We start from the raw sequence: 16,126 nt of genomic DNA, 5'->3' as shown, positions 1-16,126 counted from the left end.
CTGTATCCCGGATCTCCTTCCGCTGACGCTCCAGTCGTCCGGGAAAGGGGGTGGAACGCCCGCGTGCTGGCCTCCACTTTCTTCAATGTCGTGTACCGTGACCAGCGTCAGGCCATGGACCTGTGCCGAGGCCAGGATGATCGCGTCGGGCAGCTTGATCCAGCGCGCCCGGCGCACCTGCACCGCCTGCTCCCGACCGACCAGGATATCGATCAGGATGGAGGTGTCGCAGAGCGGCGTCACCACTCCGCGCGCAGCCGTTCCTGGAGTTCGAGGCCGTCGATCGGACGATCTCCTCGGCTCCCAAAGAATCGATCGAGATCGGATGCGCTCCCGTGCCTGGACACGAATTCGGCGATCAAAGACGGCACGAGAGCCTCGCGCGACATGTGCTCGCGAGCGGCGATCCGGTCGAGGGCCGCTCCGGGCCGCCGAAGCCCGCGGTCACGCAGAATCGCAGGCTCCAATGGTGATGCCGTCGCGGCCGCGCGATCCGCCGGCCGGGGCCGGGATCCGATCGATCGTCCCCCTGCGGCATCGCCCCTACCCTCGCCCCGACCGCCGCGCCGACACGGTCGCCAAAGCCGCCAGGTCCTTCTCGCCGTCGCCGTGGGCGAGGGCATCGAGCAGGCTGTCGCGGAGCACGCTGGCGAGCGGCATCGGCACCCGGGCGGCCTCGGCGGCGGCGAGGGCCAGGCGCACGTCCTTGGCGCCGAGGGCCAGCCCGAAGCCCGGCGGCTCGTAGCGGCCGGCCGCGATCGAGGCGCCGTAATTCTTGTAGACCGGGGCGGAAAAGATCGTGTTCGTCAGGAGGTCGAGGAGGTCGGCCGCCGGCACGCCGTGCGCCTCGCCGAGGGCCGCGGCCTCGCCCATCGCCTCGATCGCCGCGACGATCATCATGTTGCCGGCGAGCTTGACGGCGTTCGCCCGGGCCGGCGCCTCGCCGAAGCGCCAGGTCTTCGCCCCCATTGCGTCGAGGAGCGGCTGCGCCGCGGCGATCGCCGCCTCGGGGCCCGCAGCCAGGATGTTGAGCTTGCCCGCCTCCGCGACGTCGGGCCGGCCGAAGACCGGAGCGGAAATATAAGGCACGCCGGCCCGGCCGTGCACCGCCGCCAGTTCCTCGGCGAGGGCGACCGAGATGGTGCTGGTACCGAGATGGAGCCCGGGGCGCTCGGCCTGGTCGAGCAGGCCGCCTTCCACGATGACGGCGCGCAGCGCCGCGTCGTCGGCCAGCATCGTCACCGCCGCGTCGCCGCGAAACGCCTCGGCGGGAGTCGCCACCGGCTCGGCGCCGTGGGCGCGCAGTTCTTCGGCGGCACCGGGAGAACGATTCCAGACCCGGACCCGGTGTCCGGCCTTGACCAGGTTGAGCGCCATCGGCCGGCCCATCCGGCCGAGCCCGAGAAATCCGATGTCCATCGCGATCCGTCTCCCGCGTCCTCGCGCGGAAGATAAGGCGGGAGCGCCCGGTGTCAGGCCCTCACAAACCGAGGAGCGCCGGCTTGTCGACGGACAGCACCTCGGCGATCTCGTCCAGCGCCTTGTGCTCCAGCTCGCTGATGCCGCCCTGGTCGGCGACGTCGGCGGCGATGAGGAAGACGTCCTGGCGCTGCTCCAGCGGCCGGTCGGCGATGCCGCCGACGAGGCGCAGGTTCTCCAGGCGCCCGGCCCGGCTCTTGGCCCGGGCGATCGCCTCGTGCAGCTCCTGTTCGAGCTTCAGCACGCCATAGGACTTGTGCAGGATCGGGTTGTTGCTGAGATCGGCCAGAGCCGTCTCGATCTCCTGCTCGTCGATCTCCTGGTCGGCCAGGATCACGGCGGCGGCGGCCGAGCAGGCGGCGTGGAGGAAGGCGGTGTCTCCCGCATAGGACATGACGACCCGGCCGACCCGGGTGAAGGCATCCTGAAACAGCCCCATGGCACGTCCTTCGGTGAAGGTCCTCGGGCCGGCCGCCGGCAGCCCTCGTCGCGGTCGATCATCGATGCGGCCGATCTTGGATGCCTGCGCCCGCGCCCCCGGGCAAGGCCGGCACCGGCCCGTGGAGCGGTGCGGAGTGCCGAGGAGAGCGCGCCAGACACGAAAAACCGCCGGCGTGCCCCGCCCGCAACGCGCGCGAGGCCACACTCCCCTCGCCGGACTCCCCTCACATGGCGATGACCTGCCGGATCGCCTCGCCGCGGTCGAGCCGGTCGAAGCCCTCGTTGATCTGGTCGAGGGTGAGGGTGCCGGTCATCAGCTTGTTCACTGGCAGGCGGCCCTGGCGGTACATCGCGATGTAGCGCGGGATATCGCGGGCCGGGACGCAGGAGCCCATGTAGCTGCCGCGCACCACCCGCTCCTCGCCGACGAGGCCGACCGGCGGCAGGGTGAAGCTGTGGTTCGGGTTGGCGAGGCCGGCGGTCGCCGTGGTGCCGCCCCGGCGGGTGATCCGATAGGCGGTGTCGAAGGCTTTCACCGAGCCGGCCATCTCCAGGGCGTAGTCGACGCCGCCGTCGGTGGCGTCGCGGATCGCCGCGACCGCGTCGGGATCGGAGGCCAGGAACGCGTCGGTGGCGCCGAGCTCGCGGGCGATCCGGAGCTTGTCTTCCGAGAGATCGACCGCGACGACGCGGCCCGCCCCGCTCGCTACCGCCCCGATCAGCGCCGAGAGGCCGACGCCGCCCAGGCCCACCACCGCGACGCTCTGGCCCATCTGCACCCGGCAGGTGTTCACCACCGCGCCGACGCCGGTCATCACCGCGCAGCCGAACAGGGCCGCCTCGACGAGGGGGATGTCGGGATCGATCCGCACGATCGAGCGGCGCGAGATCACCGCATACTCGCCGAAGGCCGAGACGCCGCTGTGGTGGCTCACGTCCACCCCGTCGCAGCGGATGCGGCGCGCGCCCGACAACAGCGTGCCGCGGCCGTTGGCGGCATTGCCGGGCTCGCACAGGGCGCCGCGCCCCTCGCGGCAGGGCGCGCAGCCGCCGCAGGTCGGAACGAACGACATCACGACGTGGTCGCCGCGCTCGAGGTCGGTGACGCCGGGACCGAGCTCCTCGACGATGCCCGACGCCTCGTGGCCGAGGGCCACCGGCACCGGCCGGATCCGGTCGCCGTTGATGACCGAGAGGTCGGAATGGCACAGGCCCGCGCCCGCGATCTTGACCAGCACCTCGTCGGGCCCGGGCGGATCGAGCTCGATCGTCTCGATGGTGAGCGGCCGGGTCTCGGCATAGGGCCGCGCCACGGGGGCGTGGTGCAGCACGGCGGCGCGAACGCGTAGGGGCACGATTCATCCTCCCGGCGGGGCGCGTCTTGGTGCGGGCCCCGGCGCGATCAGGCTGGCAGCGGCTCCCCTGCCGGTCAACCGGCCGCGGCGCATGCCATGACGGGGGCCGGCACCGGCTGCGGACGGCTCACGCCGCGTCGTGCGCGCCGGCCTGCCAGAACGGGCGCCTGGCTTCCGCCACGGCCTCCGGGCGGCTCAGCCCGACATCGGCCAGGGTCTCGTCGGTCATGAAGGGGAGGTCGCGGGAGAGGGTGCGGCGGGCCGACCAGCGGCGGAACCAGCCCCGCAGGATCGCCACGCCGGCCAAACGCGGTTCGTGCGCACGGCTCACGGTCAGCGTCCGCGGAGCGCCGGCGACGCGGTGCATCGGGAACGGGATGACGGTGGCGGCCACGGCGGATCTCCTTCTGTCTCGCTCCCCATGCCTACCCGGGCACCACGACGCCGTATATTGAGTTCTTCCGCGCGCTTCGTGCGTAAAACTCACGAATGGGACCGATGCGCCAGCTGCCGCCCCTCTCCGCCTTGCGCGCCTTCGAGGCCGCAGCGCGCCTCGGCTCGGTCACGAAGGCGGCGGACGAGCTCGGGCGCACCCACGGGGCGGTGTCGCGCCAGGTGCGGGCGCTGCAGGAGCAGGCCGGCACCGCCCTGTTCGAGAAGGCCGGGACCGGCCTGCGGCTGACGCCGGCCGGCGAGGCGTTTCGCGGCGTGGTGGCGGGCGTGCTCGACGAGCTGGAGCGGGGCTACCAGCGTCTGCGCGATGCCGGGGGCAGGCCTACCGTCCACCTCGCCTGCGGGGCGACCTTCGCGATGCGCTGGCTCGTCCCGCGCCTGTCGGGATTTTACCGCGAGCGACCGACGGTGGAGGTCCGGCTCTCGATGACCTCGGCGCGGGCGCCGCGGGACGACGGCGCCGACCTGATGCTGAGCTGGGACCGGCTCGCCCGGCCGATTCGCGACGAGGCCCGGGCGATCCGGCTCGGTGACGTGGCCTTCGGCATCGTCTGCGCCCCGGCCTATCCGGTCCGGGCGGAGGACGGGCGGCTCTTCGCCGAGACCCGGATCCGGCACGAGCACACGCCGCATTCCTGGCCGGCCTGGGAGGCGGCGACCGGCCGCGCGCTCGCAGCGGCACGGGACATCGCCTTCCCGCATAACGGGCTGTGCATCGAGGCGGCGCTCTCGGGCCTCGGCGTCGCCCTGGTGGAACAGATGCTGGTGCGCGACGACCTCGCGGCCGGCCGCCTCGTCGCGCCCGCGGGCTTCCACCGGTTCGAGAACGGCTTCGCGGCCCTGCCGGCACCCGACCGTCCGCTCTCGCCGGAGGCCGCGGCCTTCATCGAGTGGCTGCGCCGGATGCTGGCCGAGGAGGCGTGAGGCCGGCGCCGCACCGCCACAGGTTACCGAATCCTTTCACCGTCCCGGCGGCGCGTCCGACACAGAGCCGGCAATCGCCCGATCTCGGCGGTCGACACAGGCGGCAAGTATGCCGTTGCGTTGCGGGAAAGACACGCAGCAACAAGCCCTGACTGAACATGGCTAATTTTGCATATTTTTTGAGCAGATGCACAACATTCGGTTTTGCCACGTTCCGGCCATACTGCCAGCTTGGCTGCAGTTGGCCCGGCCGTCACCGGCCCCAGATGGACTTGTCACCGTGGCAATGCGCTTCACCCTCAGCAGCCTGACCGTCGCCCTGCTGTCGACCGGCTCCGCCCTGGCCGCCGACCTGGCCGCCCCGGCCCCGGCCCCGGTGGCGGTTGTCGAACACTGCAAGGCGACCCTGTCGCTGCCGGCCTATGGCGGCGTGATCAAGCCGAACCCGAACCCGTCCTGCTTCACCCTCGGCGGCTTCGGCGACATCTATGTCGGCGGCGCGATCACCGGCTACGCCTATACCCAGACCAATCCCTTCCCGTTCTCGGCCGCCCCGCTGCCGAGCGACCGGGCGGCCCGGGTCGACTTCACCAACATCCAGGGCTGGATCCAGAAGGCCGACGGCCCGTTCCAGTTCTACGTCCAGGCCGGCGCCTACGCGATTCCGGCGCTCGGCTTCCTGAACTACAGCGCCCTCGACCAGACCGACCTGCTGTTCTCGCCGCTGCCGGTCGCCTTCGGCAAGTACGTCTTCAACGACAACTGGTCGATCCAGGGCGGCCGCATGCCGACCCTGATCGGCACCGAGGCGCCGTTCACCTTCCAGAACCTGAACATCTCGCGCGGCCTCCTGTTCAACCAGGAGAACATCATCAATCACGGCGTGCAGGTGAACTACAGCGACGGGCCGTGGTCGGCCTCGGTCGCCGGCACCGACGGGTTCTTCTCCGGCAACATCAGCTGGCTGACCGGCGCCATCACCTACAAGCTCGACGACAACAACACCTTCGGCATCAACGGCGGCCTCAACCTCGACCGCACCGACGTGCTGTCGCGCAGCCTGCGCTACTCCTACGCGACCCCGCTGTTCCAGCAGAACAGCGGCATCCTGTCGATCAACTACACGTACTCGAACGGGCCGTGGACGATCACGCCCTACTTCCAGTACACGAACGTCGCGCGCGACTTCAAGATCGGCATCGCCGAGGGCGCCTCGACCTATGGCGGCGCGGTTCTCGCCAGCTACGCCTTCAACGACAACTTCGCGCTCGCCGGCCGCGTCGAGTACATCGCCCAGACCGGCGACCGCTTCGCCGGCGGCACCAGCCTGCTCTACGGCGCGGGCAGCTCGGCCCTGTCCTTCACCATCACCCCGACCTTCACCTTCGACCGCTACTTCGTGCGCGGCGAGTACTCGCGGGTGCAGCTCTACGACATCAGCCGCGGCGACCTCGCCTTCGGCACGCTCGGCACCGGCTTCGGCCGCACCGGCAACCGCACCTCGCAGGACCGCTACATGATCGAGGGCGGCATCACCTTCTGATCGACGGCCTCGATCCGAGCTGCGTCATCCGCGCCCGCCCGGGACCCTCCCGGGCGGGCGCTTCCGTTCGTGCGGAATTGGCGGCCGGGCGGCGAACCGCTACAGACCGGGGCAGCCGCCGCGGAGCCGCCCGATGAGCTTTCTGCCCGACGCCCCGACCCTGATCGCCTATCTGGCCGCCTGCCTGGTGCTGTTCGTCACCCCCGGGCCCGACATGAGCCTGACGCTCGCCCGCACCATCGGCTCGGGGCGCCGGGCCGGGATCGTGACGGTCCTGGGCACGAGCCTCGGCACCTTGCTCCACACGCTCGCCGCGGTGCTGGGCATCTCGGCCCTGATCGCCGCCTCGGCCACCGCCTTCACGGTGCTGAAGGTGGTCGGCGCGCTCTACCTCGCCTGGCTCGCCATCGACGCCCTGCGCCACGGTTCGGCGCTGACCGTGCGGCCCGAGACGGTGCGGGGCGGCCCGTGGCGCACCTTCTGCCTCGGCCTCGGGGTGAACCTCACCAACCCCAAGGTGGTGCTGTTCTTCCTGACCTTCCTGCCGCAATTCGTGCGGGCCGATGCCCCGAACCCGACCGGGCAGCTCGCCGTCCTGGGCCTCACCTTCGTCGGCCTGGCGCTGCCGCTGGGGATCCTGATGGTGCTCGCCGCCGCCCGGATCACCGGCGCGCTCCAGGCCCGGCCGCGGCTCATGCGGGGGATCGACTGGCTGTTCGCCGGACTGTTCGGGACCTTCGCGGCCCGCATCCTGCTCACGGTGCGCTGAGCGCTCACGCCCCGCCGGAGGAGGCGACGAGGCGCAGATGCGTCGGCGCCGGGCGCGTCGCGGCCCGGCAGACGCGGTCGCGGCCGGCGGCCTTGGCCTCGTAGAGCGCCGCATCCGCCGCCCGGTACAGCTCGGCCGGCGTGTCGGCGGCGGTCGACGGGGCGAGGCCGACGCTCACCGTCACCGCGCCGGCCGCGATGCCCGCCTGGCCCAGGGCGAGCGTCGCCACCTCGGCGCGCACGCCCTCCGCGACCCGGGCCGCGCCCTCCTCGTCGGTCTCCGGCAGGATCAGGGCGAACTCCTCGCCGCCGATCCGGCAGACGAGGTCGTGCGGCCGGTGGACGGCCGCCGACAGGCAGCGTGCCAGCCCGCGCAGGATCTCGTCGCCGACGGCGTGGCCGTGGCGGTCGTTGAAGCGCTTGAAGTGGTCGGCATCGACGATCAGCAGCGACAGGGGCCGGCCGGAGCGGGCCGCGCCCCGCCAGGCCTCGTCGAGCGCCGCGTCGAAGCGGCGACGGTTCGGCAGCCCGGTCAGCCCGTCGGTGAGGGAGAGGCGGGCGAGCTCGGCCTCGACGGCGCCGCGGCGGCGCAGCTCGCGGCCGCACAGCAGCGCGAGCAGCACGGCGACGCAGAAGAGCGCGAGCAGGGTGCCGCCGATGGTCATGGCCTTGGCACGCCAGCCGGCCTCGATCTCCTCGGTGCCGATTCCGAGCACCAGGAAGAGCGGCAGGTCGCCGACCTGCCCGAAGGTGAACAACCGGTGCACGCCGTCGCGGGCCGCCCGGTCGGCGAAGCTGCCGCTTCGCTCGTGCAGCACGCGCTGGAAATTCGGCATGGTGGAGAGGTCGGTGCCGACATCCCGCACGGTGTAGGGCAGCCGCACGATGCGGATGCCGTCCTCGCGCACGAGGTTGATGCTGCCGTCGCGGCCCAGGCCGACCTTCTCGAGGATCTGCGTGAAGTGGGACAGCTTCAGCGTCGCCACCGCTACGCCGCCGAACGAGCCGTCCGGCTTCGAGATCCGCCGGCTGAACGCCACCGTGTAGGCCCCCGACATCCGCGACAGGTAGGGTTCGCTGATGTAGAGCCCGGCATCCGGGTTGGTCTGGTGGACGCGGAAGTAGTCGCGGTCCTCGAAGGTGCCGCCGGCCCCCGACGGATAGCGCGAGTTCAGGATCCCGGTGCCGTGCTCGTCGAACAGCACCAGGATGCCGAGGCCGTCGGCGGTCACCACGCGGTCGAACAGCACCAGGCGCCGCAGCGACTCCGGTGCCGCGGCGACGGAGGGGTTCTCGGCCTTGGCGATGAGCCCCTGCAGCGCCAGGTCGGTGATCTCGATGTTGCGGGCGATGTCGCGCTCGATCACCTGCAGCAGGCTGCGGGAGGTCTCCTCGGCCCGGGCCCACATCTCCTGCCGCATCTCGTAGAGCATGAAGCCCGACACGACGAGCATGCCGAGGGGCGCCAGCAGGCCGAGCACGATGCTGACCCGGACGGCCTGGGAGCCGGCGAGGAGGCGGCGTGGCAGCGGCATGGTTCGGGAGCTCTCGGGTAGGCGGCCTGCGAGGTGCAACTTGGCACCCATACCTCTAAACAGGACTTTCACGGCCGTCCCGCGCAAACGGATTCTATCGTTCGGTTGCACGAACCTTCGGATAGATTCACCGGTGCGGTTACCGGTTCGGCAAGGAGCGGCGATCGTTTGTTGACACACCGAATATCGAGCCGGCCCGCAGGGCGGCCGGGGTCACCGCCGCGGGGCGGCCCAGAGCGTCGGCGCCCCACGCCCGGCGAAGCGCCCGGCGGCGAGCCAGTAGACGAGACCGGCGACGCCCCCGGCGCAGAACAGGATCGCGGTCACACGCCCCTCCCCGGCCCCGGCGGGCCCGGCCTGCCCGCGCATCAGCCAGGGCAGCAGCGCGGTGAGGAGGCCGGTGGCGCCGCCGTACCAGGCGAGCGAGCGGAACCGCAGCACCTCGCCCACGACGGCGTTGAGGGCCGGCGGCACCGCGACGAGGAGCAGGATCGCCCGGCCCAGATTGACCGCACCCTCGACCATGCCGGGATCGGGGGCGTAGCCCTCGGCGAGGTCGGAGAGCACGGCTTCGAGCCCCGACAGGCCGAGAGTGCCGAGGAGGTCGCGCAGGACCGGGTCGAGCACGACGCCGATCCCGAGGGCGAGACCGCCGCAGGCGATCGCCATCAGGAGCGCGGTCGCGACCGCGAGGAGGCGCCCGAGGGACATTCCTTCGGCCCGCTCAGTCGTCGTCGTGGGCGCCGGCATAGACGCCCTCGGCACCGATGCCCTCTTCCAGCATCATCCGGGCGCGGGCCCGCAGCTTCTCGGTCTCGCTCTTGAGCTGGCCGCAGGCCGCCAGGATGTCGCGGCCCCGCGGCGTGCGCACCGGCGAGGCGTAGCCGGCGTTGAACACGATCTCGGAAAAACGCTCGATCCGCTCCCAGTCCGAGCATTCGTACTTGGAACCGGGCCACGGATTGAACGGGATCAGGTTGATCTTGGCCGGGATGCCCTTGAGCAGGCGCACCAGTTCGCGGGCATCGGCGTCGGAATCGTTGAAGCCCTTCAGCATCACGTACTCGAAGGTGATGCGGCGGGCATTCGACACGCCCGGATAGTCGCGGCAGGCCTGGAGCAGCTCGCGGATCGGATACTTGCGGTTGAGGGGCACCAGCTCGTTGCGCAACTCGTCGCGCACGGCGTGGAGCGAGATCGCCAGCATGGCGTTCGCCTCGAGGCCGAGCCGCTCGAATTGCGGCACCACCCCGGAGGTCGAGACGGTGATGCGCCGGCGCGAGAGGCCCAAGCCCTCGTGGTCGCTCATCACGCCGACCGCGTCGATGACGTTGTCGACGTTGTAGAGCGGCTCGCCCATGCCCATGAAGACGATGTTCGAGACGAAGCGCGACCCGTCGACCGGCACGAAGGCGCCCTTCGGCGGGGTCTTGCCGGGCCAGTCGCCGAGGCGGTCGCGGGCGACCACCAGCTGCGAGACGATCTCCTGGCACGACAGGTTGCGCACCAGGCGCTGCGTGCCGGTGTGGCAGAACGAGCAGGTGAGCGTGCAGCCGACCTGCGACGAGACGCAGAGCGTGCCGCGGTCGTTGGCCGGGATGTAGACGCACTCGATCTCGGCGCCGCGATTGTGGTCGTGCTTGCCGGTCGGCGGCATGCGGATCAGCCACTTGCGGGTGCCGTCGCGCGACACCTGCTCGCTCACCACCTCGGGCCGGTCGAGGGTGTGGATGCCGGCGAGCTGACCTTTCAGCACCTTGCTGACGTTGGTCATCTCGTCGAAGGACGAGGCGCCCCGCACGTTGATCCAGTGCCAGAGCTGGCCGGCGCGCATGCGCTGCTCGCGCTCGGGCACGCCGATGGCGGCGAGACGGGCCTTCAGGGCCTCGCGGGTGAGGCCGACCAGCGAGGTCGGGCCGGTGGTCTCCAGCGCCTCGGGGCGGATCTCAGGCGTCTTCTCGATCGCGGGAGCCGGACCGGGATGGGCCTCACCGGGACCAGCGCCATTCCCGCGCCGGGCGGAGTCGAACGACGCCGTCGCCATGATACGTCAAACCTTCGGATGAAACGGAGTGAAGCGGGCATATAAGGGCAATCGGGCCGAAACGCGATGCCCCGCATGGAATCACGCCGCCCGCCCCGCGCCGAGGCGCGCGATCTCCCAGGGCGGCGCGATCTCCTCCCGGGTGGCGCAGAGGCCGGACCGCACCATGGCGCGTCCCGCCCCCGGCGCCGCCGTGAGGACGCAGAACGGCACCGCCATGAGGCTGCCCAGCGTCAGCGGCAGGCTCCAGACGAGCAGCACCGGCGAGACGGCGGCGAGCGCACCGCAGACGAGAACCCCGAACAGCGTGACGCCGCCGAGCGCGCGGATGGCCGCGCCCCAGCGCAGGCCCCGGGCGTCGCGGTCCTGCGCGCTCCAGGCTCCCGCCCGGCCGAGCGCGAGCCCGATCATCGCGCCGGTGAGCCGCACCGACGAGGCGCCGAGCAGCAGGAACGAGGCCGCGACCTCGGCCAGCGCCCCGGCGAGGAAGCGCATCCCCCCGCCATGGGCCGACCGAGCCTCGCGGTCGGCGAGCACGGCGGCGTAGCCGGCGAGCTTCGGGGCAAGCGAGAGGAGGAGCCAGAGGAGGTAGAGGGCGGCGGCCCCCGCCGCCGGGCCGTCCTGGGTCGCGGCGCGAAACGGCAGGAGCAGGAGGGCCAGGGTCAGGGCCGGCGGATTGAGGAACATCAGGACCGCCCAGACGAGCTGGAACCGGCTCGTCGGCTCGAGACCCGGCAGCGGCGGCAGGCGGAGATATTGCAGGTTGCCGCGGCACCAGCGGGCGTCGCGGGCGAGGTGGTCGAGGAGCGTCGGCGGATTGTCCTCGAAGCTGCCCTCCTCGATCGGCAGCACCCGGACCTCGTAGCCGGCCCGGCGCATCAGCACCGCCTCGACCTGATCGTGCGACAGCACCGCGCCGCCGCCGCGCAAGGGGGGCAGCCGGCACTGCGCCGCGAAGGGGGCGATGCGCACGAGCGCGTTGTGGCCCCAGAACGGGCCGCATTCCGCCCCCCACCAGGCGGCGCCCAGCGTGTAGGGCAGCATGCCGTGGCGCATGCCGAACTGGAACAGCCGCGCGAAGGCGCTCGCGGCGGGGGCGCCGACCGCGAGGCTCTGGAGGATGCCGAGGCGCGGATGGGCCTGCATGATCCGCACGAGGCGCAGGATCGCCGGGCCGGTCATCAGGCTGTCGGCATCGAGGGGCAGCATCAGGTCGGCGTCGCTGCGGGCGCAGAATTCCTGCAGGTTGCCGGCCTTGTAGCCCGCGTTGTCCGAGCGCCGCCGGTAGCGGATCCGGGCGGCCTCCGCCTCGGGCAGCCCGGCGCGCCACGCCGCGACCCAGTCTTCCTCGGCCTGCGCCACCACGGGCCGGTCGCTGTCGCTCAGCACATGGTAGAAGAAGGCCGCTCCATGGCCTGTGCGCTCCAGGCTCTCGCGCACCAGGGCGAGGCGGGCGAGCGCCCGGCCCGGATCCTCGTTGCGCAGGGTCATCACCACGGCGGTCGTCAGGTGGAGCGGCGCATCCCCCTCCCCGGCCGCGGCGTGCGGCGCGGCGGCAAGCAGGCCGGCGCGGCCGGCCCGCAGCAGCAGGAAGCCGATGGCGGCGTTCCACAGTCCGAGCACCGTCCAGGGCAGGGTCGCGAGCCCGCAGGCCAGCAGCGCGAGGTCGAGACCGTCGAACCCGTCCTGCGCCAGCACCGCGGCCAGCGCGAGCGCGAAGCCGAGGCCGGTGACGAGAGTCAGCCCGAGCACCGCGAGGCGGCGGCGACGCAGGGTGATGCAGGCTTGCAGGCCCGTCGGCGTCGTGAGAGGAGCGCGGGCGGAACTCTCCGCGCGGGCGACCACCGAGGAGTCGGTTTGCGGCATCGTCAGGCATCCGAGGGCGACACGGCTCAGACCGTGCGGGCGCTCTGGTATAGCGCGGCCGGGCAAGCGGAGCTGCGACACGAGCGCCTGCCCCCGCCCGATCCCGACGAGGCCCGGGTGCGCACCCTGTGGACGGCCCTGAGCCGCGGCACCGAGCGCCTGGTCTTCGAGGGCCGGGTGCCCGCGGCGGTCGCCGGGCGGATGCGTGCGCCGGCGCAGGGCGGCGAGTTCCCGTTCCCGGTCAAGTACGGCTATTGCGCGGTCGGCGAGACCGAGGAGGGCGGACGCGTCTTCGCGCTCCAGCCGCACCAGGAGGGCTTCGTCGCCCCCCGGGCGACGCTCTGCCCGCTGCCTCCGGACCTGCCGCCGCGCCGCGCCGTGCTCGCCGCCAACATGGAGACGGCGCTGAACGCCGTGTGGGATTCCGGCGCCGGCCCGGGCGATCGGATCGCGGTGGTCGGCGGCGGCGTGGTCGGGCTCCTCGTCGCCCATCTCTGCGCCGGCCTGCCGGGAGCGGAGGTGCAGCTGATCGATCGCGATCCCGCCCGCGAGGCGACCGCGCACGCCTTAGGCCTCGCCTTCGCGCGACCCGAGGCGGCCACGCCGGAGGCCGACATCGTGGTCCATGCCAGCGCCAGCGCGGCGGGGCTCGACCTCGCCCTGTCGCTCGCCGGCGACGAGGCGGCGGTGGTCGAGCTGAGCTGGTACGGCACCGAGCCGGTCGCGGCGCCGCTGGGCCTCGCCTTCCACGCCCGGCGCCTGCGCCTCGTCGGCAGCCAGGTCGGGGCGGTGGCGGCCTCGCGCCGGCCGCGCTGGAGCCACCGGCGGCGGCTCCTCAAGGCCCTCGCCCTGCTGCGCGATCCGCGCCTCGACGCCCTCCTCACCGAGGAGGTCGCCTTCGCCGATCTGCCCGCCGCCCTGCCCCGCCTGCTGAGCCCCGGCGCGCCGGGCCTGTGCACCGTGATCCGCTACTGAGGAACCCGCCCATGTACGCCGTCGAGGTCCGCGACCACGTGATGATCGCCCACAGCTTCCGGGGCGATCTGTTCGGGCCGGCGCAAGCCCTGCACGGAGCGACCTTCGTGGTCGACGTGGCGTTCTTCCGCGAGAGCCTGACCCCGGACGGAGTGGTGGTCGATATCGGCCGGGCGAGCGAGGCGCTCAAAAGGATCCTGGCGCCGCTGAACTACCGCAACCTCGACGACCTGCCGGAATTTTCCGGCGAGAACACCACCACCGAGTTCCTGTGCGGCCACATCCACCGGGCGATGGCCGCCGCGACCCGGGCCGGCGATCTCGGCCCCGGCGGCGAGGGGGTGAGCCGCCTGCGCGTGACCCTGCACGAATCGCATCTGGCCCGGGCCTGGTTCGAGGCGCCGCTCGCCTGATGCGCCTGGTCCTCGCCGTCCCGGGCGACCTCGCGGCCCCGACCGGGGGCTACGCCTATGCCCGGCAGATCCTCCGGCACCTGCCGGCTCGAGGGGTCGCGGCCGAGTCGCTGGCGCTGCCGGACGGCTTCCCCGATCCGGGCGCCGACGACCTCGCCCGGACGCGGGCCGCCCTGGCGGGGGTGCCGGCGGAGGCCGCGCTCCTCGTCGACGGGCTGGCCTACGGCGCGCTGCCGCCGGAGCTGATCCGCGCCGCCGGGCGGCCGATGGCGGCACTGGTCCATCATCCCCTCGGCTACGAGACCGGGCTGTCGCCGGAGCGCGCGGCCGCCCTGGTGGCGGGCGAGCGGGCGGCCCTGGCGCTCGCGAGCCACGTCGTCGCGACGAGCCGCTACACCGCCCGGCTTCTCACGGCCGCGTTCGGCGTGGCGCCGGAGCGGATCACCGTGGCGGAGCCCGGGACCGCTCCGGCCGCCCGGGTGGCGCCGCGCCCGGGACCCCACCTCCGGCTCCTCGCCGTCGGCACCGTGAGCCCGCGCAAGGGCTACGACATCCTGGTGCGGGCGCTCGCGACGCTCGCCGATCTCGACTGGTCGCTCACCATCGCGGGCAGCCTCGACCGGGTGCCGGAGAGCGCCGCCGCCCTGCGCCGGCAGATCGCCGCGGCGGGCCTCGCCGGGCGGGTCGCGCTCGCCGGCGCGGTGACGCCGGACGCCCTCGGCGCCCTCTTTGCCGGCGCCGACATCGCGGTCTCGGCGTCCCTGTTCGAGGGCTACGGCATGGCGCTGACGGAGGCGCTCGCCCGGGGCCTGCCCCTCGTCGCCTCTACCGGGGGCGCCGCCGCCGAGACGGTGCCGGCGGGGGCCGGCCGCACGGTGCCGCCCGGGGACGCTCCCGCCCTCGCGGCGGCGTTGCGCGACCTCATCGCCGATCCCGCCCGGCGGGCCGAGGCCGCCGCCGCGTCCTGGGCGGCCGGGCAACGGCTGCCGGACTGGCCCGACACCGCGGCCTCGATCGCCGCAGCCCTGAGGATGTCATGAGCGGCTTCAGTCCCGACTGGCTCGCCCTGCGCGAGCCCGCCGACCACGCCGCCCGCGAACCGGGCCTCGTCGCCGCGCTCGGCCGGTCGCTGAGGGCGCCCGTGCGGGCGGTCGATCTCGGCTGCGGCACCGGCTCGAACCTGCGGGCTCTGGCGCCGCATCTCGGCCCGGCCCAGGACTGGGTGCTGGTCGATCACGATCCCGCGCTCCTCGCCGCCGCCCGCGCCCGGCTCGCGGCCTGGGCCGAGCGGGCGGAGGAGGCCGGCGACGGGCTGATCCTGGACCGGGGCGGCGCCCGGATCGCCGTGCGGTTCCGGGTCCTCGACCTCGCGGCGGGTCCGGAGGCGGCCCTTTCGGAGGCGCCTCGTCTCGTCACCGCGGCGGCGTTGTTCGACCTCGTGTCGGAGGCCTGGATCGCCGCCCTGGCGCGGGCGGTCGCGGCGGCGGGCGCCGTCTTCTACACCGCGCTCACCTATGACGGGCAGGAGCGCTGGACGCCGCCCCACCCGGCCGACGCCGCGATCCATGCCGCCTTCCTGGCCCACCAGGGCGGCGACAAGGGGTTCGGCCCCTCGACCGGCCCGGCCGCCACCGCAGCCCTGGCCCGGGCCTTCCGGAGCCACGGCTACGCGGTCGAGACCGCGAACAGCCCCTGGCGCCTCGGCCCGGACGAGGCCGACCTGCTGCATCAGCTCGCCGAGGGCACGGCCCGGGCGGCTGCGGAGACCGGGCGGGTCGCCCCGGAGGAGGCCGAGGCGTGGCGCGAGGCCCGGCAGGCGCCCGGGACGGGGGCGGTGATCGGACACCGGGATTTGCTGGCGGTGCCGCCACCGGCCTGAGGAGCACCGGAGCGGACCGGGAGCGAGACCGCCCGTCGTGCAGTGTCGATCATCGCACCGCGATCGCATCACAGCGGCAGCACCCCGTCGCTCTTCACCTCCTCCATCACCGCGTAGGTGCGGGTGTTGTTGACGCCTGGCAGCGACAAGAGCCCCTCGCCGAGGAAGCGGCGATAGGCCGGCATGTCGGCCACCCGGGCCTTGACCAGGTAGTCGAACCCGCCGCCGACCATGTGGCACTCCAGCACCTCCGGCGCCCGCCGCACCGCGGCGGCGAAGCGCGCGAAGGCGTCGGGCGTGGTCTTGTCGAGGGAGACCTCGACGAAGACGAGAAGGCTCAGGCCGAGACGCTGCGGGTCGAGCCGCGCGCCGAACCCGGTGATCACCCCGTCCTTCTGCAATCGTCGCAGCCGCTCGCCGGTGGCGGTGGGCGACAGCCCGACCCGCTCGG

The 16,126-nt window shown here is 73.0% G+C and carries 16 protein-coding genes and 1 pseudogene; 7 read left to right on the top strand and 10 right to left on the bottom strand.

Features of this window, described 5'->3' with window-relative positions; all coding sequences use genetic code 11:
* The 5 genes and pseudogenes from QR78_RS35665 to QR78_RS24010 all read right to left on the bottom strand — a co-directional run.
* A pseudogene (locus QR78_RS35665) lies at positions 1-246 on the bottom strand (hypothetical protein); the annotation flags it as partial.
* A 297-nt stretch (positions 247-543) separates the two neighbouring features.
* A complete protein-coding gene (locus tag QR78_RS24025) occupies positions 544-1,419 on the bottom strand; it encodes an NAD(P)-dependent oxidoreductase (protein WP_048430118.1) in 876 nt (291 codons plus the stop codon).
* A gap of 61 nt (positions 1,420-1,480) precedes the next feature.
* Positions 1,481-1,918: a tellurite resistance TerB family protein gene (locus QR78_RS24020; protein WP_048430117.1), complete on the bottom strand. Its 438-nt coding sequence runs from the start codon at positions 1,916-1,918 to the stop codon at positions 1,481-1,483.
* A 226-nt stretch (positions 1,919-2,144) separates the two neighbouring features.
* Positions 2,145-3,275, bottom strand: coding sequence for a zinc-dependent alcohol dehydrogenase family protein (locus QR78_RS24015; RefSeq protein ID WP_048430116.1), 1,131 nt, complete (start codon positions 3,273-3,275; stop codon positions 2,145-2,147).
* Between the two features lie 127 nt (positions 3,276-3,402).
* Positions 3,403-3,669, bottom strand: coding sequence for a DUF1127 domain-containing protein (locus tag QR78_RS24010; RefSeq protein ID WP_244276501.1), 267 nt, complete (start codon positions 3,667-3,669; stop codon positions 3,403-3,405).
* Positions 3,670-3,773: 104 nt separating this feature from the next.
* Between QR78_RS24010 and QR78_RS24005 the strand changes: the two genes are divergently transcribed.
* From QR78_RS24005 to QR78_RS23995, 3 genes are all read left to right on the top strand, one after another.
* Positions 3,774-4,652: a LysR substrate-binding domain-containing protein gene (locus tag QR78_RS24005; protein WP_048430115.1), complete on the top strand. Its 879-nt coding sequence runs from the start codon at positions 3,774-3,776 to the stop codon at positions 4,650-4,652.
* Positions 4,653-4,932: 280 nt separating this feature from the next.
* On the top strand, positions 4,933-6,195 hold the full coding sequence (locus QR78_RS24000) for a porin (protein ID WP_082171938.1): 1,263 nt from the start codon (positions 4,933-4,935) through the stop codon (positions 6,193-6,195).
* Positions 6,196-6,328: 133 nt separating this feature from the next.
* Positions 6,329-6,964 (top strand): LysE family translocator, encoded by a 636-nt coding sequence (locus QR78_RS23995; RefSeq protein ID WP_048430113.1) that lies wholly within the window; start codon positions 6,329-6,331, stop codon positions 6,962-6,964.
* 4 nt (positions 6,965-6,968) lie between these two features.
* On the opposite strand, the gene QR78_RS23990 is transcribed toward QR78_RS23995, so the two are convergent.
* The 4 genes from QR78_RS23990 to mdoH form a co-directional block, all read right to left on the bottom strand.
* A complete protein-coding gene (locus tag QR78_RS23990; RefSeq protein ID WP_048430112.1) occupies positions 6,969-8,498 on the bottom strand; it encodes a sensor domain-containing diguanylate cyclase in 1,530 nt (509 codons plus the stop codon).
* 213 nt (positions 8,499-8,711) lie between these two features.
* Entirely contained in the window at positions 8,712-9,209 is a 498-nt protein-coding gene (locus QR78_RS23985) for a hypothetical protein (RefSeq protein WP_048430111.1), read from the bottom strand.
* Between the two features lie 13 nt (positions 9,210-9,222).
* Positions 9,223-10,542 (bottom strand): dual-specificity RNA methyltransferase RlmN, encoded by a 1,320-nt coding sequence (gene rlmN / locus QR78_RS23980; RefSeq protein WP_048430110.1) that lies wholly within the window; start codon positions 10,540-10,542, stop codon positions 9,223-9,225.
* Positions 10,543-10,623: 81 nt separating this feature from the next.
* Entirely contained in the window at positions 10,624-12,408 is a 1,785-nt protein-coding gene (gene mdoH, locus QR78_RS23975) for a glucans biosynthesis glucosyltransferase MdoH (RefSeq protein ID WP_048430109.1), read from the bottom strand.
* Between mdoH and QR78_RS23970 the strand changes: the two genes are divergently transcribed.
* Genes QR78_RS23970 through QR78_RS23955 form a run of 4 tightly spaced genes read left to right on the top strand, consistent with a single transcriptional unit; the run spans position 12,400 to position 15,675 of the window.
* Positions 12,400-13,383, top strand: a complete 984-nt coding sequence (locus tag QR78_RS23970) for a zinc-dependent alcohol dehydrogenase (protein ID WP_244276500.1) — start codon at positions 12,400-12,402, stop codon at positions 13,381-13,383. The genes mdoH and QR78_RS23970 overlap by 9 nt on opposite strands.
* Before the next feature lie 11 nt (positions 13,384-13,394).
* Positions 13,395-13,796 (top strand): 6-pyruvoyl trahydropterin synthase family protein, encoded by a 402-nt coding sequence (locus tag QR78_RS23965; protein ID WP_048430108.1) that lies wholly within the window; start codon positions 13,395-13,397, stop codon positions 13,794-13,796.
* Positions 13,796-14,836, top strand: a complete 1,041-nt coding sequence (locus tag QR78_RS23960) for a glycosyltransferase family 4 protein (RefSeq protein WP_048430107.1) — start codon at positions 13,796-13,798, stop codon at positions 14,834-14,836. The genes QR78_RS23965 and QR78_RS23960 overlap by 1 nt, the downstream gene beginning before the upstream one ends.
* Positions 14,833-15,675, top strand: coding sequence for a methyltransferase (locus tag QR78_RS23955; protein ID WP_048430106.1), 843 nt, complete (start codon positions 14,833-14,835; stop codon positions 15,673-15,675). Before QR78_RS23960 ends, QR78_RS23955 begins: the two co-directional genes overlap by 4 nt.
* A 68-nt stretch (positions 15,676-15,743) precedes the next feature.
* Here the strand turns inward: QR78_RS23955 and QR78_RS23950 are convergent.
* The coding region (locus QR78_RS23950; RefSeq protein ID WP_048430105.1) for an Lrp/AsnC ligand binding domain-containing protein at positions 15,744-16,126 on the bottom strand (383 nt) is incomplete at its 5' end.

Origin of the sequence: Methylobacterium indicum (genome assembly GCF_001043895.1) — a bacterium.
Lineage (GTDB): Bacteria > Pseudomonadota > Alphaproteobacteria > Rhizobiales > Beijerinckiaceae > Methylobacterium > Methylobacterium indicum.
Note: the sequence above shows the minus strand (reverse complement) of the source record. Positions and strands in the feature narration are given on the sequence as shown.

What these genes read in the sequence shown, in the direction of transcription:
- QR78_RS23995 (WP_048430113.1), top strand. Translation starts at nt 6,329, where the DNA reads ATGAGCTTTCTGCCCGACGCCCCGACCCTGATCGCCTATCTGGCCGCC.
- mdoH (WP_048430109.1), bottom strand. Translation starts at nt 12,408, where the DNA reads ATGCCGCAAACCGACTCCTCGGTGGTCGCCCGCGCGGAGAGTTCCGCC.
- QR78_RS23960 (WP_048430107.1), top strand. Translation starts at nt 13,796, where the DNA reads ATGCGCCTGGTCCTCGCCGTCCCGGGCGACCTCGCGGCCCCGACCGGG.
- QR78_RS24020 (WP_048430117.1), bottom strand. Translation starts at nt 1,918, where the DNA reads ATGGGGCTGTTTCAGGATGCCTTCACCCGGGTCGGCCGGGTCGTCATG.
- QR78_RS23990 (WP_048430112.1), bottom strand. Translation starts at nt 8,498, where the DNA reads ATGCCGCTGCCACGCCGCCTCCTCGCCGGCTCCCAGGCCGTCCGGGTC.
- QR78_RS23985 (WP_048430111.1), bottom strand. Translation starts at nt 9,209, where the DNA reads ATGTCCCTCGGGCGCCTCCTCGCGGTCGCGACCGCGCTCCTGATGGCG.
- QR78_RS23965 (WP_048430108.1), top strand. Translation starts at nt 13,395, where the DNA reads ATGTACGCCGTCGAGGTCCGCGACCACGTGATGATCGCCCACAGCTTC.
- QR78_RS24025 (WP_048430118.1), bottom strand. Translation starts at nt 1,419, where the DNA reads ATGGACATCGGATTTCTCGGGCTCGGCCGGATGGGCCGGCCGATGGCG.
- rlmN (WP_048430110.1), bottom strand. Translation starts at nt 10,542, where the DNA reads ATGGCGACGGCGTCGTTCGACTCCGCCCGGCGCGGGAATGGCGCTGGT.
- QR78_RS24005 (WP_048430115.1), top strand. Translation starts at nt 3,774, where the DNA reads ATGCGCCAGCTGCCGCCCCTCTCCGCCTTGCGCGCCTTCGAGGCCGCA.
- QR78_RS23955 (WP_048430106.1), top strand. Translation starts at nt 14,833, where the DNA reads ATGAGCGGCTTCAGTCCCGACTGGCTCGCCCTGCGCGAGCCCGCCGAC.